Annotated in this window: 22 protein-coding genes, 1 riboswitch and 1 other annotated feature; of the genes, 7 read left to right on the top strand and 15 right to left on the bottom strand. The window is 42.9% G+C overall.

Features of this window, described 5'->3' with window-relative positions; genetic code table 11:
• Positions 1-53 precede the first annotated feature (53 nt).
• Both C9414_RS14775 and C9414_RS14770 read left to right on the top strand, forming a co-directional pair.
• Positions 54-938, top strand: coding sequence for an ROK family protein (locus C9414_RS14775; protein ID WP_075612298.1), 885 nt, complete (start codon positions 54-56; stop codon positions 936-938).
• Positions 935-2,854 carry a BglG family transcription antiterminator gene (locus C9414_RS14770; RefSeq protein ID WP_107163922.1) on the top strand — a complete coding sequence of 640 codons (1,920 nt, stop codon included), beginning with the start codon at positions 935-937 and terminating at the stop codon, positions 2,852-2,854. Before C9414_RS14775 ends, C9414_RS14770 begins: the two co-directional genes overlap by 4 nt.
• A gap of 62 nt (positions 2,855-2,916) precedes the next feature.
• Here C9414_RS14770 and arr read toward each other — a convergent pair whose 3' ends face one another.
• From arr to licT, 5 genes are all read right to left on the bottom strand, one after another.
• Positions 2,917-3,333, bottom strand: a complete 417-nt coding sequence (arr, locus tag C9414_RS14765) for an NAD(+)--rifampin ADP-ribosyltransferase (RefSeq protein WP_107163921.1) — start codon at positions 3,331-3,333, stop codon at positions 2,917-2,919.
• A gap of 111 nt (positions 3,334-3,444) precedes the next feature.
• Complete coding sequence (locus C9414_RS14760) at positions 3,445-3,657, bottom strand: hypothetical protein (protein WP_075612296.1); 213 nt, start codon at positions 3,655-3,657, stop codon at positions 3,445-3,447.
• 153 nt (positions 3,658-3,810) lie between these two features.
• On the bottom strand, positions 3,811-5,232 hold the full coding sequence (locus C9414_RS14755) for a glycoside hydrolase family 1 protein (protein WP_107163920.1): 1,422 nt from the start codon (positions 5,230-5,232) through the stop codon (positions 3,811-3,813).
• 19 nt (positions 5,233-5,251) lie between these two features.
• Entirely contained in the window at positions 5,252-7,111 is a 1,860-nt protein-coding gene (locus tag C9414_RS14750; RefSeq protein WP_047204102.1) for a beta-glucoside-specific PTS transporter subunit IIABC, read from the bottom strand.
• 235 nt (positions 7,112-7,346) lie between these two features.
• Positions 7,347-8,183 carry a BglG family transcription antiterminator LicT gene (gene licT / locus C9414_RS14745; protein ID WP_039176153.1) on the bottom strand — a complete coding sequence of 279 codons (837 nt, stop codon included), beginning with the start codon at positions 8,181-8,183 and terminating at the stop codon, positions 7,347-7,349.
• 185 nt (positions 8,184-8,368) lie between these two features.
• Between licT and C9414_RS14740 the strand changes: the two genes are divergently transcribed.
• Entirely contained in the window at positions 8,369-8,569 is a 201-nt protein-coding gene (locus C9414_RS14740) for a hypothetical protein (protein WP_047204103.1), read from the top strand.
• A 35-nt stretch (positions 8,570-8,604) separates the two neighbouring features.
• Here C9414_RS14740 and C9414_RS14735 read toward each other — a convergent pair whose 3' ends face one another.
• Both C9414_RS14735 and trhO read right to left on the bottom strand, forming a co-directional pair.
• Positions 8,605-10,224 carry a glutamate/serine transporter AimA gene (locus C9414_RS14735; protein ID WP_039176149.1) on the bottom strand — a complete coding sequence of 540 codons (1,620 nt, stop codon included), beginning with the start codon at positions 10,222-10,224 and terminating at the stop codon, positions 8,605-8,607.
• A 342-nt stretch (positions 10,225-10,566) separates the two neighbouring features.
• On the bottom strand, positions 10,567-11,535 hold the full coding sequence (gene trhO, locus C9414_RS14730; protein WP_039176148.1) for an oxygen-dependent tRNA uridine(34) hydroxylase TrhO: 969 nt from the start codon (positions 11,533-11,535) through the stop codon (positions 10,567-10,569).
• 195 nt (positions 11,536-11,730) lie between these two features.
• On the opposite strand from trhO, the gene C9414_RS14725 reads away from it, so the two are divergent.
• Positions 11,731-12,828 (top strand): iron-containing alcohol dehydrogenase family protein, encoded by a 1,098-nt coding sequence (locus C9414_RS14725; RefSeq protein WP_107163919.1) that lies wholly within the window; start codon positions 11,731-11,733, stop codon positions 12,826-12,828.
• A gap of 36 nt (positions 12,829-12,864) precedes the next feature.
• Here the strand turns inward: C9414_RS14725 and C9414_RS14720 are convergent, their stop codons facing one another.
• The 5 genes from C9414_RS14720 to C9414_RS14700 all read right to left on the bottom strand — a co-directional run bounded on the left by C9414_RS14720 (position 12,865) and on the right by C9414_RS14700 (position 15,466).
• Complete coding sequence (locus C9414_RS14720) at positions 12,865-13,692, bottom strand: aldo/keto reductase (RefSeq protein WP_034283114.1); 828 nt, start codon at positions 13,690-13,692, stop codon at positions 12,865-12,867.
• 81 nt (positions 13,693-13,773) lie between these two features.
• Positions 13,774-14,190 carry a DUF5301 domain-containing protein gene (locus tag C9414_RS14715; protein ID WP_107163918.1) on the bottom strand — a complete coding sequence of 139 codons (417 nt, stop codon included), beginning with the start codon at positions 14,188-14,190 and terminating at the stop codon, positions 13,774-13,776.
• Between the two features lie 21 nt (positions 14,191-14,211).
• Complete coding sequence (locus tag C9414_RS14710) at positions 14,212-14,670, bottom strand: 2-thiouracil desulfurase family protein (protein WP_107163917.1); 459 nt, start codon at positions 14,668-14,670, stop codon at positions 14,212-14,214.
• Positions 14,667-14,897 carry a hypothetical protein gene (locus C9414_RS14705; RefSeq protein WP_107163979.1) on the bottom strand — a complete coding sequence of 77 codons (231 nt, stop codon included), beginning with the start codon at positions 14,895-14,897 and terminating at the stop codon, positions 14,667-14,669. Before C9414_RS14705 ends, C9414_RS14710 begins: the two co-directional genes overlap by 4 nt.
• Before the next feature lie 110 nt (positions 14,898-15,007).
• Positions 15,008-15,466: a MarR family transcriptional regulator gene (locus tag C9414_RS14700; RefSeq protein ID WP_107163916.1), complete on the bottom strand. Its 459-nt coding sequence runs from the start codon at positions 15,464-15,466 to the stop codon at positions 15,008-15,010.
• Positions 15,467-15,667: 201 nt separating this feature from the next.
• Between C9414_RS14700 and C9414_RS14695 the strand changes: the two genes are divergently transcribed.
• Positions 15,668-16,435, top strand: coding sequence for a GNAT family N-acetyltransferase (locus C9414_RS14695; RefSeq protein ID WP_107163915.1), 768 nt, complete (start codon positions 15,668-15,670; stop codon positions 16,433-16,435).
• 220 nt (positions 16,436-16,655) lie between these two features.
• Here C9414_RS14695 and C9414_RS14690 read toward each other — a convergent pair whose 3' ends face one another.
• On the bottom strand, positions 16,656-17,828 hold the full coding sequence (locus tag C9414_RS14690) for an MFS transporter (protein ID WP_041088815.1): 1,173 nt from the start codon (positions 17,826-17,828) through the stop codon (positions 16,656-16,658).
• A 77-nt stretch (positions 17,829-17,905) separates the two neighbouring features.
• A riboswitch (purine riboswitch) is annotated at positions 17,906-18,005 on the bottom strand.
• Positions 18,006-18,153: 148 nt separating this feature from the next.
• Positions 18,154-18,349, top strand: a binding site (T-box leader).
• A gap of 43 nt (positions 18,350-18,392) precedes the next feature.
• Here C9414_RS14690 and proS point away from each other — a divergent pair.
• Complete coding sequence (proS, locus tag C9414_RS14685; RefSeq protein WP_107163914.1) at positions 18,393-19,826, top strand: proline--tRNA ligase; 1,434 nt, start codon at positions 18,393-18,395, stop codon at positions 19,824-19,826.
• A gap of 133 nt (positions 19,827-19,959) precedes the next feature.
• Positions 19,960-20,136 carry a hypothetical protein gene (locus C9414_RS20265; RefSeq protein WP_164512187.1) on the top strand — a complete coding sequence of 59 codons (177 nt, stop codon included), beginning with the start codon at positions 19,960-19,962 and terminating at the stop codon, positions 20,134-20,136.
• A 35-nt stretch (positions 20,137-20,171) separates the two neighbouring features.
• Here C9414_RS20265 and C9414_RS14680 read toward each other — a convergent pair whose 3' ends face one another.
• Together C9414_RS14680 and C9414_RS14675 are read right to left on the bottom strand one after the other, a co-directional pair.
• Positions 20,172-20,948 (bottom strand): sulfite exporter TauE/SafE family protein, encoded by a 777-nt coding sequence (locus C9414_RS14680; RefSeq protein WP_107163913.1) that lies wholly within the window; start codon positions 20,946-20,948, stop codon positions 20,172-20,174.
• 58 nt (positions 20,949-21,006) lie between these two features.
• Positions 21,007-21,237, bottom strand: coding sequence for a sulfurtransferase TusA family protein (locus C9414_RS14675; RefSeq protein ID WP_047204144.1), 231 nt, complete (start codon positions 21,235-21,237; stop codon positions 21,007-21,009).
• Positions 21,238-21,240: the final 3 nt, after the last annotated feature.

The raw sequence follows: 21,240 nt of genomic DNA, 5'->3' as shown, positions 1-21,240 counted from the left end.
TGTAGGGGCGGGATCCATTGGATTCCGCCCCTCTTTAATGGAGGGCATTGATCATGCGAATTGGAGGCATTGAAGCAGGCGGAACGAAATTTGTCTGCGGCTACGGAACAACAGACGGAACGATTGAACACATGACTTCCTTTGCGACGGGGAATCCAGATGAAACATGCCGGCAAGTGATCGATTACTTTACAAAGAATCGTGTTGATGCAATTGGAATTGGGGCATTCGGTCCTGTCGATGTGAAAGAGCAAAGCCCAAGCTACGGGACGATTTTAGACACACCAAAAACGGCCTGGCGCCAATTCCCTTTCCTCTCTACCTTAAAACAAGCCCTCGGGATCCCGATGAAGCTTGATACCGATGTAAACTGTGCAGCACTCGGAGAAGCCCGTTTTTCAACTGAAGCAGAAAAACCTGCCTCCTTGGTCTATATTACTGTTGGGACTGGAATAGGCGGAGGTGCCTATATTGAACATCGCCTTATTCACGGATTGCTGCATCCAGAAATGGGTCATATCACTGTTCAGCGGCATCCTCATGACACATACGGAGGCTGCTGCCCTATACATCATGATTGTTTAGAGGGACTGGCATCTGGACCTGCCATAGAAGGGCGCTATCATACACTGGCACCCATGCTGCCAGAGGATCATCCTGCCTGGTCACTTCATGCTTACTATCTCGGGCAGATGACTGCTAACCTGCTGCTCACCCTTTCACCAGAACGCATCATTTTAGGTGGAGGCGTGATGAAACAGCCAGCTATGCTGCCACTTATTCTTGATGAAACAGACAAGCGGCTTCGCGGCTATTTGCAGCTGCCAAAGCCTTTACATGAAATTATCACAAAACCATCCTTTGATGGATTATCTGGTTTAATGGGCGCCATCGCTCTTGGAACGGATGCCTTACAGGCGCAAGGAGCCGCGCAATGATGATGACGGCAGATCCTCGAACCTATCAGCTGATTCAGCGGCTATTTGAAACGAAGGGGTTCGTGAAGCTGGAGGAGCTCACTGCCTCTTTTCGCTTATCTGACCGCTCTATCCGCAATTTAATCAAGGAAGCAAATGAGTATTTAAAGGAAGCTGGAGCCATAATTAAAACGATTCGCGGAAAGGGATATACTCTTTTAACGAGTGACCAAGACGCTTTCTTACTTTGGCTTCATCAACAAAAACTTCCTGCCCGCTCTCTTGTCCCCGTCATGCCAGAAGAGCGTGTACGATTTATGATGAGAAAGCTGCTGCTTCAATCAGATTACTTAAAAATTGACCAGCTGGCTGAAGAACTGTTTATCAGCCGCATGACGGTCAGCAGTGATTTGAAAAAAGGACGAGAGATGTTAGCCCGTTACGGCATGACCCTTGTATCAAAGCCTGGATTTGGCTTAAAGATTGAAGGAGACGAGCTGCAAAAAAGAACGTGCTATGCAGACTTACTTCTTGAAGAAGAGCCTGCTCTCTCTCATATCACCGAGCGGGAGCAGCTCCATTTTCCTGATATTTCTCTTGAAACCATTCGATCTATTGTGTTGACGAACCTGCATCAAGAGTCATTGCTCATTAAAGACATTGCCTTAAAAAATTTAGTCATTCACTTAGCCATTGCGATTCAGCAAACACGAAAAAACCAGCGGGTATCCGCTAGTACTGTCCGCACACAAAGATCACCAGTTTTAATGAGAATTGCACAAAAAATCATACAGCAGGTGAGTGACACTTTTTATGTGACCTTATCAGAGGATGAAACAGATTACTTAGTCATGCATCTATTGGCAAATCAAACGTGGAAAGAAGCCGCCCAGCATCAAACAACAGTGGAAGTCCAACAGGCGGTTACAGTCTTTCTACAGCACATTGAAAAAACAAGCGGCCATCGTTTTGCTGATGACAGCATTCTGCAGCAAGACTTGATGCTTCATATGAAGCCGCTATTAAATCGAATCCAATATGGCGTATCCTTACAAAATCCGCTTTTACATGAGATCAAAGCGTCCTATCCTTACCCGTTTGATTTGGCTGTCAGCGGACTCAATGCCTTACAGCTGGTGCGTACACCAAATGAAGACGAGGCCGCATATGTTGCCTTGCATATCGCTGCTTCGTTTGAAAGAAGTCAGCTCGACACCTCGCAAAAAAAGAAAGCCATTATCGTGTGCGGGTCTGGACTAGGGACGGCAAGGCTCCTTGAAATTAAATTGAAGTCAGCCTTTCAGCACGAGCTTGACATCGTTGAGCTCTATTCCTATCAGGATTATCTCATGAGCTCCTCTTTGCCGTGTGACGTCATCATCACAACCGTTCCACTCACATCAAAGGGGAAACCAGTCATTCAGGTCAGTGCCTTTTTTGAACAGCATGATATACAGCGTGTGAATGAAGTCATTCATTTATTAAATGGACACGGGGCACCCTCAAAAGAGCTGATGGCGTTTTTTCAAGAGCGATTGACTTTAATGAATGCTGACCTAAGCAGCAAGGATGAGGTATTAGATATATTATGCAGCCGTTTGGAGGCGCATCAGCTAGTATCGTCTTCATTTCGGCCCTCGGTGCTTCAGCGTGAGCAAATGTCGTCTACCTATCTTGGCAGCGGTATTGCAATGCCGCATCCGCTCATCACAAATGAAGGGACTTCCTCTGTAGCCATCGCACACTTAAAACAGCCGATTGACTGGCAGGGAGACCAAGTATCAATTGTCTTTTTATTAGCGATTCATAAGGATGACGCTGCCTGCATGAACCAATTCTTTGAACAGGCCGTCGATTTACTAGACAATCCAGAGCGCATTCGCGCCCTCAAGCAAGCCAAAACATTTGATGAGCTGATGGATGCGTTGTTCCAATAAGATCAAATAAAAGGCCGCCCAGTTCATGAGGCGGCTTTTGTGTTATTTAGATATACGTAACATCAATCGTAGATGATATTTTTTCCTTCTTCACTTAATTTTTTTAAGGAGCTTAGCATATGATTGATTTCTTCATCGGAATGTCTTTCCCATGAACCTAATTCTGCGACTATTTTCAACGGAGATTTCGATCGATAAGAACGTGTTGGGTTGCCGGGAAATCTTTTGTCCGTCACATTTGGATCATTTTCAAACTCGCCTAACGGTTCTACAATATAAATTCTTTCTTTTGCATTAGACCTAGCTAATTCAGCACCCCATTTGGCTGCGTTTAGTGTTCCGGTGAAATAAATATGGTTCGATTTTTTATCCTGATAATTGGATAAATGCAGCGGTTCAAGCAGATCCCCAATCTTCAATTCCGCTTTTGTCCCATGAAAAAATGGCCCAGGATCTAACACCTTTTGCTTGTCATTCATACAGCCACACCCCTTATCATTTTTGACTTGCGTATAACAGTATACGGCTAGATATGGGCGAGAAACAGTCTATAAATTTCAATAAATTCGGGGTATAATGATAGTAGAGAGTTAGATGTTAACGGACATAAATACTGTAAATAAAAATGGGAATTTCGCATTCACACCAACAATGACGAAAACAAGAATACCTTCCACAGCTGACAGAGTCACAATCACTCCATGGTTCATTGGATATTCCTTCGCAATTAATTTCTGTCCTATATAATTCAAACCATAAAAAATGAAAAACAATAGGAAGAACATATAAAGAATTGTCATCATATAAACAGCCCCTTTCTTATAATGGATATTTAACCAATTTTTACAATATACCATCAGACTATCATGTGAGAACAACTCGAACAATATGATCTTGCCAATAAAGTGAACAAAAAAAAGCCAAACACCCGCATAAGGTGATTGGCTTTTTTATCGTTATTTCCCGATGTTGTCTCCATTTTGCTGAATCAAGGTTTCATACCAATAAGAGCTCTTTTTGCGAATTCTTTTGAGGTCTTTTAAGTCAAATTCGTCGCGATTGACGTAGATGAACCCGTAGCGCTTGGAGCACCCTTGGTGTGTGCTGATTAAGTCGATAGCTGACCACGGGCAGTATCCGAATACTTCGACGCCATCTGTGATCGCCCATTTGATTTGTTCGATATGTTTTTCTAAATAATCAATTCGATAATCATCTTGGATTGAACCATCTTCTTCTAACTTGTCGAAAGCACCCAATCCGTTTTCCGTGATAATAAGCGGCAGCTGATAGCGATCATAAATCTCGCGCATCGTTGAACGGAAGCCGACAGGGTCAATCTCCCAGCCAAAGGCATTTTTACTTAAGAACGGGTTGTTGCCGCCTTTGTAGACGCCATCTTCCCCTGATTTCAAATGCTGATCTCCACCGCGTGCAAATTCGTCGTTGCCATCTCCTTTACTCGCTTCAACCGTTTGTGAGGTGTAGTAGTTAAAGGCAATGAAGTCTGGCTTTGCGCTTTTCAAAATATCCATATCTCCCTCTTCGATAACAGGAAGAATGTCTTTTTCTTTCATGTACGCCCAAGCAAGGTTGTTATAACGGCCAAAGACCGCCATATCAAGATAAAGCCAGTTGCGGATCGCATTGTAATTCGCCGCAGCAAGCACATCTTCTGGCTTTGGAGAAGCCGGATAAATGAGCGCAATGTTTGGCGCCGGTCCAATTTTCGCTTCAGGCAGCATTTGATGACAAAGCGTCATCGCTTTTGCCTGTGCAACGAGCATATGGTGATTCTGCTGATACAGTTCTTTTTTTGGATTTTCTAAATTTGGATCAAGTGTACCGAGCGCTGATCCATGTAAGATCATCATGTTTTGTTCATTAATGGTCAGCCAATATTTCACCTTCTGACCATACTCCTTGAATAGCACCTCGGCATAGCGTTCAAATGCATCCACTGTCGCACGATTTGACCATCCACCCTTTACTTGAAGCGCATGAGGCAGATCAAAATGATACATTGTCACGATTGGCTCAATGTCATAGCTGCGCAATTCATCGATGAGAGAATGATAAAATTCAATCCCCTTTTGATTGATCTCCCCATCTCCATCTGGAATGATCCGTGTCCACGCAATGGAAAAGCGGTAAGCCTTCAAACCCATTTCTGCAAACATCTTCACGTCCTCTTTATAGCGGTGATAGTGATCGCTTGCGACTTTAAAATCCGTTGTGCCTTCAGGATAACTGGCTCTCATGTCAATGACAGAAGGCCCTTTGCCATCCTCATTCCACGCACCTTCTACTTGATAGGCGGAAGTCGATCCGCCCCAGAAAAAGTCCTTTGGAAATGGTGCTAGTGTTGAATATCTCATAATTTCTTCCTCCTCATAATTAAACTAGATGTAAAAATGACTGGCCCGGAGCAATTTGCTTCTCCTCTGTTTCAATAATATCGCTAAACTCACCGGAATTGGTAATAATCACTGGTGTTGTGACTAACAAACCGGCTGCTTGGATAGCTTCAATATCAAACTCAGCAAGCAGTTCACCTTCTGTTACAGTTTGCCCCTGAGTAACCTTCGGGGTAAAATGCTTTCCGCCTAATTGTACGGTATCCAGCCCAATGTGAATGAGTACTTCTGCTCCGCTTTCAGAGGTAAGACCGTACGCATGTCCAGTTGGGAACACCGTTGTCACGACTCCTGACACTGGTGCAAACAGCTTGCCTTCTGATGGAATGATGGCTGCGCCCTTTCCTAGTGCTCCAGATGAGAATGCTTTATCCTGTACTTCCTCAAGCTTGATGACCTCTCCCTTTAAAGGACTTTTCACATGAGCGGCTTTGACTCCATGTTCGTTTTCAATAACTGGCACAGTACCTGCTGCCGGCGTTTCATCTTCATCTACTGGATCTTTAAATCCAATCAAATAGGTTAGGATGATAGAAAGGACGAACGAGACCGAGATTCCGATGATGAACCCTGTAAAACCTTGACCGTAGAAAATCGGAAGTGTCAGTAAACTTGGAAGACCTGACGCAATCGCAATACTTTGTGAATAACCGATGATCGCACCGCCGACTCCGGCAGAGATAACAGCTGCAATAAATGGTTTTTTCAAACGAAGCGTGACCCCGTATACAGCTGGCTCTGTGATCCCAAACACGGCAGAAACTGCTGTTGATCCAGCCAAGGATTTCAGCTTTTTATTCTTTGTTTTCAGCATAACACCAATTGAAGCACCGGCTTGTGAGAATACAGCTGGCGCAGTAGCCGGCTTGATATGATCTTTCCCATGGACTGCGATATTATTTAAAATCACTGGCACAAGTCCCCAATGGATACCGAAGATGACAAGAATCTGCCAAGCCATCGCAATTAAAGCACCTGCAAGTGTAGGACTAAAGGAGAATACTTTTAGTAAAACAGCTGCGATGCCGTTCCCTGCATACACACCAAATGGTCCGAATACGATGAGTGTCAGCGGAACAACCGTGACAAGTAAAATGAGTGGTGTAATAAAGTTTTTAACACTTTCATGAATGACTTTGTTAAAGAAACGTTCGATATATCCCATGACAAACACTGCCAAAATGATTGGGATGACCGTCGATGTATAAGACATTAAGACGACTGGAATTCCGAAGAAGGTCACATCTCCGCCGCCTTTTGACAATTCTTGAATGGTTGGGTAAATCAGTGCACCTGCAATCGTCACAGCGACAAACGGATTCGCTTTAAACTTTCTGGCAGAAGTGAATGCGAGCAATAATGGCAGGAAGTAGAACAAGCTGTCAGATGCAGCAAATAAAATTTGATACGACGTATCTTCAGGAGATAACCATTTCGCGTTGATACAGATGCCTAAGAGACCTTTTAAAATACCTGCACCCGCCATGACACCGAGAAGTGGTGTGAAAATCCCTGATACAATGTCGACGAATTTTCCAAAAAGGCTTGTGCTCTCTTCACCTGATTTTGCAGATGAAGCAGAGGAATCCTCTAATAGATTCGTAAACTCTCCAATTTCTCGATAAACCTCTGGTACGGTATTGCCAATGACCACTTGAAATTGGCCGCCGCTTTCCATGACTGTGACGACACCATTTAACTTTTCAATGGCCGCTTTATCTGCTTTTGATCTGTCATTTAAAGTGAATCGAAGTCTTGTGGCGCAATGCACCAATGAATGAACGTTTTTCTCTGTACCAATGTGTTTGATAATGTCTTCTGCTAATTGACGATGACTCATACAAAAACCCCCTTTTTTTGAAAAAAATACTTTTTTGGGCAAAATAAAAACCTAAACGGGCACCAAAAATAGTCGCAGCTTGCTGTTGCGCTTTTTCAGTGAACGTTTAGGTTTTGCCTGCCGAACAGTCACAATCCTCTAAGACGATCATTGTGAAACCGTATTCTTTTATGTTTATGAGCAAATAGTACCACTCACCTTTTCTCATGTCAACGCTTTCTTTTAAAATCTATCATTATTTTTCTCGTTTGATCAGTCGATTCAAATGAATTGATAGATACAGCATCTCCTCTGATGTGAGATCTCGGTGATAGGTTTGATAGACATATTCTGCGATTTTCTTTGCGCAATCGTATGCTTTCGGATATTTCACTTTAATCAGCTGATATAAATCCTGATCTTCGCTGACAAGCAGTGTTTCATTAATCAAACGCTGAACGAAAAAGCGCAAATGCGTGAGAAAACGATAAAAGTTGAGTGAGTCTTCATCAAATTCCATGTTGAGATGATATTTCACAATGGTGAGAATGGCATTGACTTCCTTTGTGATATTGACCGTCGTATTCATATCCTCATTAAGCTCTGCGTTAATGATATGCATGGCAATAAAACCTGCTTCATCCTCAGGCAGTTCAATATGAAGACGCTCTTTAATCATCTCAAGACATTCCTTTGCGACAAGAAATTCATCTTTGTATAAGCGTTTAATCTCCCAAATAAGCGAATTCTCAATCAGATGATTTTTCTTCAACCGTTCGATGGCGTAATGAATATGGTCTGCCAGCGATACATGCAGACTTTCATTTAATCTTCGGTTCAGCTTTGTATGTGCATATTGGATCATTTCCTCCGTCACCTTGACCACATCATACGGAACCTCTTGAAGCAGCATTTTCATCCGCTCGTGAACGGAATGATCCTCTAGGCGGAAGACTTTATCAATTAACGCTTCATCCACCGGGTCCCCGGGACGTCGCTTGAAAGCGATGCCTCTTCCCATGACGACGATTTCTTTCCCTTGTTCATCTATGACACTAATGACATTATTGTTTAGAACCTTTTGAATCTGCATTTCCAAACACCTCCGTCTATGACCAACAACTTTACTCAAAATATGCTCTCATCTTAACACAACTGTCAAATCACTTGGTGTTTTTATCTGACTTTAGCAATAGTTCTCATCAATATTCTACCTCTTCAATGCTGGTCTGATCGTGCATCAGCCTGCATACAATACTCCTGAGGAGGTGACCTTCTATGAAGGCTTTTTTCTGGTCTGCATCATTTTTATTCTTGCTTATGTTCACCCTCATCATTCTAGGCATCGTGTTCTGGCTGAGTGGACAAGGCTTAGGTCAGCTTTGGAGATATGTGCTCATTTCACTTGTCACAGCTGCCGTTTTGCGCGGCGTCACCACTTGGCTGAGGCAGCATGTGATGCATCATTCATCCAAATAAAAACGGCTGCCCGCAATGTTCAGGCAGCCGTTTCTTTATTCTTTGGTTGCCGCAGCTTCTTTCTGAGAAGCTCGCAGCTCATCATTAATTTTTTTCGCATCCTCTAAAAACTCTGTTTCATATCCACTTTTGAGTGCCCACATATAAAATAGCAGAGCAACCACTGTAATCAGTGCCATGTCCCAGCCATAATGAATGACGTTATAGCCCCCGAATTTGTCACTACCAAGGCAGGAAATCGTCATCATCACAAGCAGGTACACAACCATCCAAGCACCCGCTTTAAAGTTGCGGCCGAAGCCTTTCCACTTCGCTTTTGCTTGATAGTAAAAATAGATAGGGAGACCAATGAGAATAATGAACAGCACTTGACCTGTTAACGGCCATCTTGCCCAATACAGCGTCAATGAGGCAAAAACAAAACCGAGAGGAGCAATGATGCTGAGTCCTTTTACTCGAAGCGGTCGATATAAATCTGTCCCTGTTTTTCTCAGCGTCATGACGGTCACTGGTCCAGTCAAATAAGAAATGAGCGTTGCGACAGAGATAATTTCAGCAAGCACACCCCAGCCTCTAAATAAAAACAGAAAGATAAACGATACGGCTAAGTTAAAAAACATTGCTGGACGAGGCACGCCGTAAATAGGGTGCAGACGGCCAAGCACACTTGGCATGTATTTGTTTTTTTCCATTCCATAAATCATACGAGACGTCGTTGCGGTATACGTAATTCCTGTACCAGAAGGTGACACAAATGCATCCGCATATAAAATCAGAACAAGCCAGTTAATCCCAAGTGCAATGGCAAGGTCCGCAAATGGCGAGTTGAAATTCAAATGGCCCCATCCATTCACAATCATAGATGGATCAACAGCACCGATAAAGGCGATTTGTAAAAGGACATAAATCACAGTTGCAATGAAAATCGATCCGACAATGGCGATTGGAATCGACCGACCTGGATTTTTTGCCTCACCGGCCATATTAATCGGGCTTTGGAAGCCATTGAAGGCAAACACAATCCCTGATGTCGCAACAGCCGTCAGCACACTCGCCCAGCCGTTAGGAGCAATACTTGTTCCAGAAGTAAAATTCTCACTATGAAAACCTACGAATAAGAGCGCACCAATTGTTAATCCTGGAATAACAATTTTAAACACGGTAATGAATGTATTCGCTTTTGAAAATAACCCAACTGTCCAATAATTCAGCAGAAAGTAAATCACAAGAAGCACACTGGCAACCATAAGCCCTTCTGTCGTCAACACCCCTTTTGTAACCAAATGGGTTGTCCACTTTGCCCACTCCCAAGGCCACGAGCTCATGTACTGGACAGAAGCAACCGCCTCAACAGGAATGACAGAAACGATGGCGATCCAGTTCGCCCAAGCTGCAATAAACCCAATAAAAGATCCGTGTGAATATTGCGTATATTTCACCATTCCGCCTGCCTCTGGAAACATCGATCCGAGTTCACTATAAGACAAAGCGATAAATAAAATCACAACCATCCCAATCAGCCAGGATAAAATAGCAGCAGGGCCGGCGATTTGAGCCGCACGCCAAGCACCGAAGAGCCATCCTGAACCAATGATTGAGCCAAGACCTACCATCATTAAAGCGAAAGTTCCCATCCTACGATGCAAATGATTCATGTTCATAACACCTTTCGATTAAAATACAGAGCATGTGTCAAGCAAGCATCTCTCTTTCAAAGCAGCTCACTTTTCATTTTACTGGCAAATATTTCTTCTAATGAACCTTTATCCTTGTTCATTTTTTCGCCTGTTATATTATCTCTCAATTCTTCATTTTCTGAAATAGTCGAACATGCTTATTTCAAAAGAAAGCGCTTTTTCAACTGTTCAATCTATTAGACTGATTAACTACCTTTACCCTTATTTTGAAAAAAACAAAACAAAAAAGATAGAGGAAATGACTTCCTCTCCCTTCTAAACCCCGCCATGTATAGAAAAAAAGGATAGAGGGGGTTCCCTCTATCCTTGTGAAATCGCTTGTTCTTTTTCAATGACAGCTAGTCTCTCTTGAACTTCCTCTTCAGATAAATTGTGCTGTTTCACATACAGGTTCCGTTCGCTTGTGCGGCATTCATGACTGCAGCTGCGCATATATTTATGCTCACTCTCTTCAGTGGCAATCATCTTGCGGTTACATGCAGGGTTCGCACAGTTCACATAACGCTCGCAAGGCTCACCAGTGAAGAAATCTTTTCCGACAACCACATGCTCTGTTTGATTCACTGGTACTGTTAAGCGATTATCAAATACATAGCATTGACCGTCCCATAGCTTTCCTTGTACTTCTGGGTCTTTTCCGTAAGTGACAATTCCGCCGTCAAGCTGAGAGACATCTTCAAAGCCTTCACGCTTTAACCAGCCGGAGAATTTCTCACAGCGTACGCCGCCTGTGCAATAAGTCAGGATTTTTTTTCCTTCAAGAATCTCTTTATTGTCACGAATCCACTCAGGTAATTCACGGAATGTCTCAATATCAGGACGGACTGCCCCTCTGAAGTGACCCACATCAAACTCGTAATCATTACGTGCATCAATCACAACAGTATCAGGTGATTGCATTTGCTCGTAAAATTCGACCGGGCTAAGATGTTTCCCCGTTAATTCTAACGGATTCACGTCATCCTCAAGGCTAAGGTTCACTAGTTCATTCCGATGGCGGACATGCATTTTCTTAAAAGCATGACCATCTGCTTCGTCAATTTTGATCGGCATAGACGCAAAGCGCGGATCTTCTTTTAACGCTTGCATGTACTTGTCCGTTTGCTCAATGGTTCCAGAAACCGTTCCGTTCAAGCCTTCTGCTGACACGAGGATACGGCCTAACAAACCAAGCTCCTTACAGAATGCTAAATGCTCTGCTGTAAACGTCTCTGGATCCTCAATGGGGACATATTGATAGTAAAGTAAAACGCGATATTGTTTTTCCATCTATATAAACACCTCTTAAATTTAATCAAAACATACCATTCTTTATCATACAGGAAATACATACCTAAAGGCAATGTCGGCGGCTTAATTCCATAAAACGGAAGGGTCTTTCTTCTCATATTTATTTGACAGAACTTTCTGTAAAATGAGATGATTTATGAATAATATGATGTAGTAAAGGAGCAATGATGATCCATGATCCAGCCAGAAGATATTGTCAGAAGCGGTCCTAACCAATTTATTTCTCAAAAGGGAATATATCATGAACTAGATTCCCTTGTATCTGCTTTTCAGTCACCTGCTGTGGTGACAGGATATGATTCATACCAAGCTTTTTCACAATACACAAAGCTGCCGACCGAGTGGCCTGTCATTCAGCACAAAGGATACAGTTCACCCAATGCGGTCACACGGATCGCAGAAGAGCTTAACGGGTCGGATGTGATTATTGGCATCGGAGGCGGAACGATTTTAGATACCGCCAAATCAGTTGCAGACGCTCTTCAAATCGAAGTTATCATGGTACCAACGATTCCCGGCACTTGTGCTGCCTCTACACCACTCAGCGTCATTTATGATGAAAAGGGTAATTTCATGAGAGTCGATTATCATAAACGATCCAGCTACCTCACCGTAATTGATCATACTTTTTTGCTTTCCTCTCCTCTTTCCTACCTTCAAAGCGGAATTGGTGATACGCTGGCAAAATGGTATGAAGCGGAAGCGATTATTCGTAACATAAAAGGCGCCTTGCCGCTCATGGTGCATGCTGCACTAAAGCAGGCGGTATATGTTCGAGACATTCTTCTTTCTCATAGTGAAGAAGCGGTGAACAGCTTAAAAACAGGTCAGTTTTCACAAGCATTTGCAGATGTAACAGATACGATTATTACGTTAGCCGGAACAGTCGGAGGCTACGGGGGACGTTATGGAAGAATGGCAGGAGCCCATGCCGTTCATAATGGATTGACATTTATTGAAGAAACGCATCATGTGTTACATGGACAAAAAGTGGCTTATGGCATCCTTGTCCAGCTTGCCGCAGAAAACCGAATGTCCGAGGTAGAAGAATTACTTGAACTCTACCAAACACTTGGATTACCTAAAAATATGCGCGATCTTGGTATTACAACTCAGCTGGACGAGGCGGCACTTACAGTGGCAAACCATGCTGCACGTAAAGATGAAACCTTTTGTTTGATTGGAGACTATGCTAAAGAAAAGATTATCGACGCCATTCAAATCATTGAGACCTTTCAACCTCAAAAAATATCTACTCATGAAGGCAAATAAAAAAGCACAGGCATCGCACCTATGCTTTTCTTTCGATTAAAAATCAAAGTTATCTGGATCTGGACCTGTGCGCTCATCTTCATTGAGCTGATCAATGACACCCATCTCACGTGCGGACAGCTCGAAATCGAAGACTTGTGTGTTTTCGATGATTCGACTCTTCGTCACAGATTTTGGAATGGTGATAATGCCATGCTGCAAGTCCCAGCGAAGAATCACTTGCGCTACTGACTTATCATGTTTTTTCGCGATATCCTGAAGAACAGGATGGTTTAGAAGCTTCCCGCTTCCTAATGGTGACCACGCCTCTACATGAATTCCTTTCGATTTGCAGTAGTCTCGTAAAGGCTCCTGCGTCAGCTTCGGATGCAGCTCGATTTGATTCACCATTGGCACAACTTCAGCCTCTTCCAATAAATCCTCTAAATGATGCTGATGGAAATTACACACTCCGATCGCTCGAACGCGTCCATCCTTATATAGTTTTTCTAGCGCTTTCCATGTTTCTTTATATTTGCCTTCAACAGGCCAATGAATTAAATAAAGGTCTAATACATCTAGCCCCAGCTTGTTCATACTTGTTTCAAAGGCTTCGAGTGTTGATTCATAGCCTTGATCATTATTCCAGACCTTTGTCGTAATGAATAGATCATCGCGAGAGATGCCTGATTGCTGAATGGCTTTGCCTACCCCTTCTTCATTTTGATAGGCTGCTGCTGTATCAATGCTGCGATAGCCCGCTTCAAGAGCGTCTTTGACGGCATTTACAGCCTCATCTCCATCTTTTACCTGCCATACACCAAAGCCTAGCTTCGGCATTTTTACTCCGTTTGCTAATGTGACTGTATCTGTTAATCCACTCATCAAACAAACCTCCGCTTCCTTTTTACTTACCAAGCACTATACCCGAATTTTCTATTGATCATGCATGAAATTCTGACTGATTTATTTGATATATTTTCCTATATCGACTTGATTGGCATCAACGATTTGATATTCGCTGGTTTGATCTTTTGTTTTAGAAAAATCATATATCTCTAAAAAGCTTTGATCATAAAAGACAAATCCATAAATTTCTTTTTCGTTCTCATACACTCTAATCCAATAAGACTCTTTTGAGGCTTTTTTAACCTCATTCGCTTTCTTTAATTTCATACCTGAAAATTCCTTCAGCAGCTTTTGAATATCCTCTTTCTTTTCCACTTTAACGCGCTCATTATCATGCTCAATTTGAATCGAAGTCACCTTGTTTTGATCAATTGAGGCCACATCATCAAAAGAGTATGTTTTTTCATTAATCATAAAATAAAGACCAATTCCTAATAAAATAATGACGACTAAACCAATTATCCACTTTTTCAACCTAACTCCTCCTTCTACCTATCAAAACAGCGAGATCCAGTCATCCTCCTCAGAGAATACCCGAATCCCATGCTGTTTCAGCAAGGCGGATGTCACACCATCTCCAGCTTTTGTCCTGCCGTTAAAATCTCCGCGATAAATCATCCGGCTGCCGCAGGAAGGGCTGTACTCTTTTAACACAACTGCTGTCGCTTTCAGAGACTGAGCCTGTCCCAGCGTGGCCGTCGCACCTTTTACATACATCTCCGTGACATCAGTTCCATGCACATCGATCACGGAGGCGAGGCCCTGTAATACATCATGTCCGTCTCCTCCAATGATTTCCGCGGGAGGTCTTGGCGTGGAGAAACCGCCAAGCAGCTCAGGGCAAACTGTGACTGCCTTTCCCTCTTGAACAAGCTCTTCAATACGCTGATCTAATCGATGGCTGCCATTATAACGAACCTTCAATCCAGCAAGACAAGCACTGACGACAATCATGTATGTTCCTCACTTTTTTTGCTGACTTTAAAATAAATACATACAGGCAAGAAACATATCGTATTCACCAAAAAGGGCAGAGCACAATACAAAGCAGCAGCCCAAATTGATCCTTCAACTCCTGTGATGCCAAAAAAGTAAACAAATAATAGCAAGCTGACAAACAATCCCACGAACGGCATGATGAATGCGTATTTTTTATAATTTTCTATCATTTCTTTATTCAATGAGGCTCCCTCCCTTTCATCATGGCTAAGAACAACGTCAATATATGTTAATTTTACCATAAAAAACCGAAACCCTCATCTCCTTTTGTGCGATGGTTTCGGTTTTTTATCTATATCTTTTCTTTCCAAGCCTTTAAAAAGCGCTCAATGATTTGTAATTCATCCTCATGAAACTGTTGGAGAAATTCTAAATAGGACGTGACTGCTTTATCATGTAGTTCATCATGCAGTGCAGCCAATTGCTGCCCTTCCTCTGTCAAAGAATAATAGACAGATTTCTTATCCCCTTGCCGGTGACAATAGTCCACCATGCCTTTTTCAATTAGTTTTTTCACGGCCTTTGTAATTGCTGGCTTTGATAGTTTCAGTTGTTGAGATAGAAATGTATTGTTTGATTCGTTTGGATTGGCTTGAATCATGGATAAAATGTGAAGCTGTGTGAGTGTCCATTCTTGTTTGAGTGTATCAGTCGTGGTAATCAGTGGATCTGTTGGATCATTCCGTCTCTTTTCCCTATGCATAATCAGATCTTGAATCGCTTTTAATACAATCTGCTCTTTTGTTTCCATCTGAACCTCCACTCTTAACTGGTTAATAAAATGGTACTAATAATTAAGAAAGGAGTCAAAAGAAATGTCGACGTGAGTAAAATAATAGGTCAACAGACCTGAAAATTGCATATGTACTTTTTTACTAGATTCCCCTCATCCTGTCACATGCTATAATCATGGGGATGTCATCCAATTTATCATAATGAAAAGGTGAGCTAAATGAAACCCGAACAACAAATGGCCATTCGCCAATTAGAAGAGAAGATACACCTGTTTTCTTCTGCTGTGAACGGAACCTTTCTCGCAACTGACGATTTCGTTCTATCCAATACTCATATATCGACTGACACGTTCAATTTGCTCTTACCCACATCAGCTCAAATCCAAGATCCGAAAAAAGTGAAAGCAGCCATTGAACACATGCGGTCACAGAAACTCATCTTCAGCACATGGATCGATCACCATTTACTCCATACTAATTGGGCTGACTTATTGAAGGAATATCAGCTTCAAGAGGTCGAACGCAATACCATCATGATGCTTGAGCATACAGGTGATATTGATCCAGTCACATCCTCATCACTTACAATCAAGGAAGTACTTGATGAGCAGACACTCTTTGATTACAAACGTATCTTTATTGAACTATTCGAAGGGTCGACTGAGGCCGCCGCCTTAGAAGTTTATTTCCAGCGTTTTTCGATTGAATCATTACACTCAAAAGCCCGCATGTTCGTGGGGTATGAACACAATAAGCCGGTCACAACAGGCTTATTATTCGAGACAAACGACAGCTACGGCATTTATGATGTCATAACAAGGGCAGAACACCGCGGAAAAGGACTTGGCAGTGACATGTTTCATTACCTTCTAACCCAGACAGAGAATAAACAAAAGTGTGTCATCTTACAAGCATCAGCGGATGGCAAAAATATTTACCAACGTGCCGGCTTCCAACCAATCAGCGAAATGGCCGTTTTTGAATAGAATGGTATTTTGAATTTGAAATGAACATAAAAAAGCTGCCTATCTTTAGGCAGCCATAGATTGTTGACAAAGGGCTAAAATGATCTTGATTTTAGCCCTTTGTCTTCTTTTCAGCGTGATAGAAAACCTTTGCAGCCTAGGAAGGACGAGCACCGGAGCGCAGACCTGACACCGAATGCGAGGGTTTGTCTACACACTGAAGCTGCCTACCTTTAGGCAGCTATTCAGCATGATGCTGACGATCCATATAAAGCGGCGGTCTCTTAAGCGAAATCACCGCACAGCTAAAGGCAATCAGTACAAACACGGCACCGAATTTAGCCAGATCAACAGATGAACCGGTCATCGTAAACATGACTCCCCCAACCGCTGATCCAATCGAAATGCCGATTTGCAAGGCCGATGTATTCAAGCTCTGCTGAATATCCGACGTGACCGGATCAGTTTGAATCAAATAGCTCTGCAAAGCAGGCGTCAATGCCCAGCTGAGCGCACCCCAAAGGACAACCATCACCATAAAGAGCGCGAACACACCCGCTGTATAAGGAATGGTAAACATGACAACCGCAAACGCTATTGTCACAAGCAAAATGGCTTTCCCTGAACCCAGTCTGTCACTCAGCCAGCCGCCAAACCCATTCCCGCCTATAGACGCAAGTCCGAAGATCAAATAACAAATACTAATCCAAAACGGGGTCATATGCAGAACTTCCATCAGAAATGGCGTGAAATAAGAATAAAGCATATAATGCCCTGCAAGCATAAACAAACTAATCAGGTGTGCACTAAAAATTTTCGGATGCCCTAAAGAGCGAATCTGCTCTCTAAGAGGCGTCACTTTTTCAACAGGCATTTTTTCCAATAGAAAATAGATCAGCACCATCGATATGGCAGAAAGAATACTGATTCCTAAAAACATCACTCTCCAGCCAAAGCTCTCAGTAATAAAAATACCGATCGGTACACCGAGAACAAGTGAAGAACTAATTCCTATAAAAATCAGCCCTAAAGCCTTCGCACGATGCGCTGGTTCCACTAATTTGGCAGTGATCGTCAAAGATAACACCACCACAAGCGCTGTGCTCATTGCGATCAATACCCGTGAGATCATCACAAGGGCAAAGGTCGAACTAAAATAAGTGAACACATTTCCTAATGTAAACACCAATAACGCGATTAAATAAAGACGCTTTCGTTCGATTTTGGCTGTTGCAGTCAGCAGCACGGGTGCTGAAATGGCATACACAATCGCAAATACCGTAATGAGCTGCCCCGCTGTTGCCAGAGACACATTCAAATCCTCTGCAAGGCTTGGCAGAATACCCCCAACCACAAGCTCAACTAATCCAACCGCAAATGTAGAAACGGCTAATAAATATACTCTCCAGTTCATGTCTAACATCCCTTCTCTATATCATCGCTTTCACTTTTGATACAGGGTGTAGACAAACAAAAAAACCCTGATTACAAAAAAGGAAAGCGCGCTTTTGTAATCAGGATTTATCGGATCCTGGTAGAAACCCTCAAACCATATTATTGAGGTTATACAAGTCTATTTTTTCTTCAAATATATTAGCATAGCCTTTCATAACTCGCAAGCTGTAAAAATAGAAAAATACTGCCATTCCAATCCCTAAGCAAAAGGCGTCAAAAAGGGAATCAGAACAACTTGCTTTCTCCTTCATTTACAGGTAAACTGATGAAAAATCAACGTACAAGGATCAACGTAGATCTGGAATAGTAACTTGAATCGATCTTTAACAGAGAGGGAACGGTGCTGAGAAGTTCCTACTGACATCTTCAAGTGAACCTGCCGATTTAGTTCTGTTTCATACAGCGGTTCATACCGTTATCATGATTGAGTGTAAAGCTGTGCTTTAAATTAGGGTGGTACCACCAGGAATGGTCCCTAACTTAAAGTACAGCTTTTTTGATTTTTAAAAAGGAGGAACCTGCAATGTCAAAGAAACAATTTGTTGAGAAAATTACAAGCATGGAAGACGACTTTGCCCAATGGTATACAGATGTTGTGACAAAGGCGAGGCTCGTCGATTATTCAAGCGTGAGAGGCAGTATGATCATTCAGCCGTACGGCTTTAAAATTTGGGAGAATATTCGCGACGAACTTGACCGCCAGATTAAAGAAACGGGTCATGAGAATGTCTATATGCCGCTCTTTATCCCAGAGAGCCTGCTGCAGCAGGAAAAAGATCACATCGAAGGCTTTGCTCCTGAAGTGGCGTGGGTCACACATGGCGGTGAATCCGAATTACAAGAAAGGCTCTGCGTCAGACCAACCTCTGAAGTGCTGTTCGCTGAGCATTACAAAAACATTATTCATTCCTACCGCGATTTACCAAAGCTATATAACCAATGGGCCAATGTCGTCCGCTGGGAAAAGACAACACGTCCCTTCCTTAGAACCCTTGAATTCCTATGGCAGGAAGGACACACGTGCCATGAGACTGAGCAAGAAGCGATTGAAGAAACAGAAAGAATGCTTCACACTTACGCTTCTCTTTGCGAAAATCTCCTTGCCATTCCTGTCATTAAAGGGAGAAAAACAGAGAAGGAAAAATTCGCCGGCGCCCGCTTCACCTATACAGTCGAAAGCTTGATGCATGATGGAAAAGCACTCCAAACTGCCACTTCTCATTTCTTCGGGAACGGATTTGCCAAAGCATTTGGCATCGAATTCTTAAACCGTGAAGGAAAACTAGAGCATGTCCAGCAGACTTCATGGGGCTTCACAACAAGAATCATCGGCGCCATGATTATGGTGCATGGTGACGACAGAGGGCTTGTCCTCCCACCAAATATTGCGCCAACCCAAGTGCGTATCGTGCCAATCGCTTCTCATAAAGAAGGTGTGCTGGATCATGCCTACGAATTGAAGGATCGCCTCGCCCGCATCGCACGTGCTGACATCGATGCAAGCGATAAACAGCCTGGCTGGAAATTCAACGAATGTGAAATGCAGGGTATTCCGCTTCGTGTAGAAGTAGGACCAAAGGACATCGAAAAAGGACAGGTGATGCTCGCAAGACGAGACACTGGTGAAAAGCAAGCTGTCACGTTAGATGCACTTGAACAAACCATCACAGCAACGCTTGAAGACATCCAGCAGACCATGTACGAAAAGGCAAAAGAACGATTACATGAAAAAACATCACAAGCCCACACGATCGAAGACATCGAGCAAATTCTTGCGGAAGAAAACAGATTGATTAAAGCCATGTGGTGCGGTGACGAAGCCTGTGAAAACGACATAAAAGAAAGAACAGGTGCGACCTCACGCTGTATCCCATTCGAACAGGAAACCATTTCCGACACATGTGTCTGCTGCGGAAAGCCTGCATCTGATATGGTGTTCTGGGCGAAAGCCTATTAAGAATAAAGAAGCATCTCAGGATGCTTCTTTTTTTGTTAAAAAGACCCAAACACCCATTGACCTCACCTCCACGATCCCCTATAATTCATATTAATATAATCGGTTTTTAAGACTTTAATTGGAGTGGTGATATATGAAACGCTGGCCCTCATTCTTTGCCGAACGCTGCCCTAAATGTAGAACAGCATTAGAAGTCTCAAAGTCCAATGCCCTGCAAGGCAAAGTCGTGAAAACATGTCCTAACCTTCATTATCAAAAAGAGTACCACCCCGCACTAGAAACATATATCGAGCACGATGACGTCAAATAAAAAAGACCAACATGTTTGCTTTGTTGGTCTTTTCTTTATAAAATATCAAGCCAAATTTTAACCGCTGTCGCCGTAATCATCACAGCAAGGGCCCATTGCAAATAGACGGCATTGATTTTCTGACCGACCTTAGCACCAAGCGGAGCGGCTGCCAAACTTGCCGCCATCAACACAATCGCAGGAAGAAGCATGACTTGACCCGTCAATACCTTTCCAGTCGATGCGCCTATCGCAGAAAGAAACGTAATCGCAAGTGACGACGCAATCGTCATCCGTACAGGAATTTTTAAAATAGACAGCATGACAGGCACTAAAATAAATGCACCGCCTGCGCCTAATACCCCAGAAACACTGCCAATTACAAAGGCAATACCTGATGCCAGTCCTTTATGAAAAGTGACTTCTCCCTCTGCGTCTGCACGCTGTCCTTTTTTCGGAATCAGCATGAGAATAACCGCCACAATGGCAAGTAATCCATAGACGAGGTTCATCCCTTTCTCTTGCATAAAATGTGATACATAACTGCCTAATAAGCTGCCCGCCAATATACTGCTTCCCATATATAAAATCAGCGAGCGATGTAAATATCCGCTTTTCCGATACGCCAGTACACCACCCAGCGTCGAAAAAAGCACTTGAATGGCGCCAATCCCTGAAACCTCGTGTGCTGATAATGCCATCACACCGAGAAGAGGCGGGATATAAAGCAGCATGGGATAGTTGATCACAGATCCGCCGATCCCCACCATTCCTGATAAGAAGGAACCAATACATCCGATGATAAAAAGTGTAATCAAAAACGCAAAATCCACGCTGGTCTCCTCCTTTGCAAAAGGAAAAGGGGATCTTCAGCAGATACCCCTACATCCTTTAGGACCCTTTTCTCATCCAGAACTTCAGCACGTGACCTTCTTCTGTCTGCGTGATCAATTCATGTCCGCTTGACTTTGCCCATGCAGCTAAGTCAGCTTTAGCCCCTTTATCTGTTGCATGTATTTCTAAAACTTGACCTTCCGCCAAGTCGTTCATTTTTTTCTTCGTTCGAATAATTGGCATTGGGCATGCAAGCCCTGTTACGTCTAAAATTTCATCTGATGTCATTTG

Origin of the sequence: Bacillus sp. Nf3 (assembly GCF_003028545.1) — a bacterium.
In the GTDB taxonomy this organism is placed as follows: domain Bacteria; phylum Bacillota; class Bacilli; order Bacillales; family Bacillaceae; genus Bacillus; species Bacillus safensis.
The sequence above is the reverse complement of the archived record's forward strand: the minus strand, read 5'-3'. Positions and strand labels throughout refer to the sequence as shown.

Excerpts from the sequence above, each read along its gene's own strand:
- C9414_RS14775 (WP_075612298.1), top strand. The coding sequence starts at position 54 with ATGCGAATTGGAGGCATTGAAGCAGGCGGAACGAAATTTGTCTGCGGC.
- C9414_RS14770 (WP_107163922.1), top strand. The coding sequence starts at position 935 with ATGATGATGACGGCAGATCCTCGAACCTATCAGCTGATTCAGCGGCTA.
- arr (WP_107163921.1), bottom strand. The coding sequence starts at position 3,333 with ATGAATGACAAGCAAAAGGTGTTAGATCCTGGGCCATTTTTTCATGGG.
- C9414_RS14760 (WP_075612296.1), bottom strand. The coding sequence starts at position 3,657 with ATGATGACAATTCTTTATATGTTCTTCCTATTGTTTTTCATTTTTTAT.
- C9414_RS14755 (WP_107163920.1), bottom strand. The coding sequence starts at position 5,232 with ATGAGATATTCAACACTAGCACCATTTCCAAAGGACTTTTTCTGGGGC.
- C9414_RS14750 (WP_047204102.1), bottom strand. The coding sequence starts at position 7,111 with ATGAGTCATCGTCAATTAGCAGAAGACATTATCAAACACATTGGTACA.
- licT (WP_039176153.1), bottom strand. The coding sequence starts at position 8,183 with ATGCAGATTCAAAAGGTTCTAAACAATAATGTCATTAGTGTCATAGAT.
- C9414_RS14740 (WP_047204103.1), top strand. The coding sequence starts at position 8,369 with ATGAAGGCTTTTTTCTGGTCTGCATCATTTTTATTCTTGCTTATGTTC.
- C9414_RS14735 (WP_039176149.1), bottom strand. The coding sequence starts at position 10,224 with ATGAATCATTTGCATCGTAGGATGGGAACTTTCGCTTTAATGATGGTA.
- trhO (WP_039176148.1), bottom strand. The coding sequence starts at position 11,535 with ATGGAAAAACAATATCGCGTTTTACTTTACTATCAATATGTCCCCATT.
- C9414_RS14725 (WP_107163919.1), top strand. The coding sequence starts at position 11,731 with ATGATCCAGCCAGAAGATATTGTCAGAAGCGGTCCTAACCAATTTATT.
- C9414_RS14720 (WP_034283114.1), bottom strand. The coding sequence starts at position 13,692 with ATGAGTGGATTAACAGATACAGTCACATTAGCAAACGGAGTAAAAATG.
- C9414_RS14710 (WP_107163917.1), bottom strand. The coding sequence starts at position 14,670 with ATGATTGTCGTCAGTGCTTGTCTTGCTGGATTGAAGGTTCGTTATAAT.
- C9414_RS14700 (WP_107163916.1), bottom strand. The coding sequence starts at position 15,466 with ATGGAAACAAAAGAGCAGATTGTATTAAAAGCGATTCAAGATCTGATT.
- C9414_RS14695 (WP_107163915.1), top strand. The coding sequence starts at position 15,668 with ATGAAACCCGAACAACAAATGGCCATTCGCCAATTAGAAGAGAAGATA.
- C9414_RS14690 (WP_041088815.1), bottom strand. The coding sequence starts at position 17,828 with ATGAACTGGAGAGTATATTTATTAGCCGTTTCTACATTTGCGGTTGGA.
- proS (WP_107163914.1), top strand. The coding sequence starts at position 18,393 with ATGTCAAAGAAACAATTTGTTGAGAAAATTACAAGCATGGAAGACGAC.
- C9414_RS20265 (WP_164512187.1), top strand. The coding sequence starts at position 19,960 with ATGAAACGCTGGCCCTCATTCTTTGCCGAACGCTGCCCTAAATGTAGA.
- C9414_RS14675 (WP_047204144.1), bottom strand. The coding sequence starts at position 21,237 with ATGACATCAGATGAAATTTTAGACGTAACAGGGCTTGCATGCCCAATG.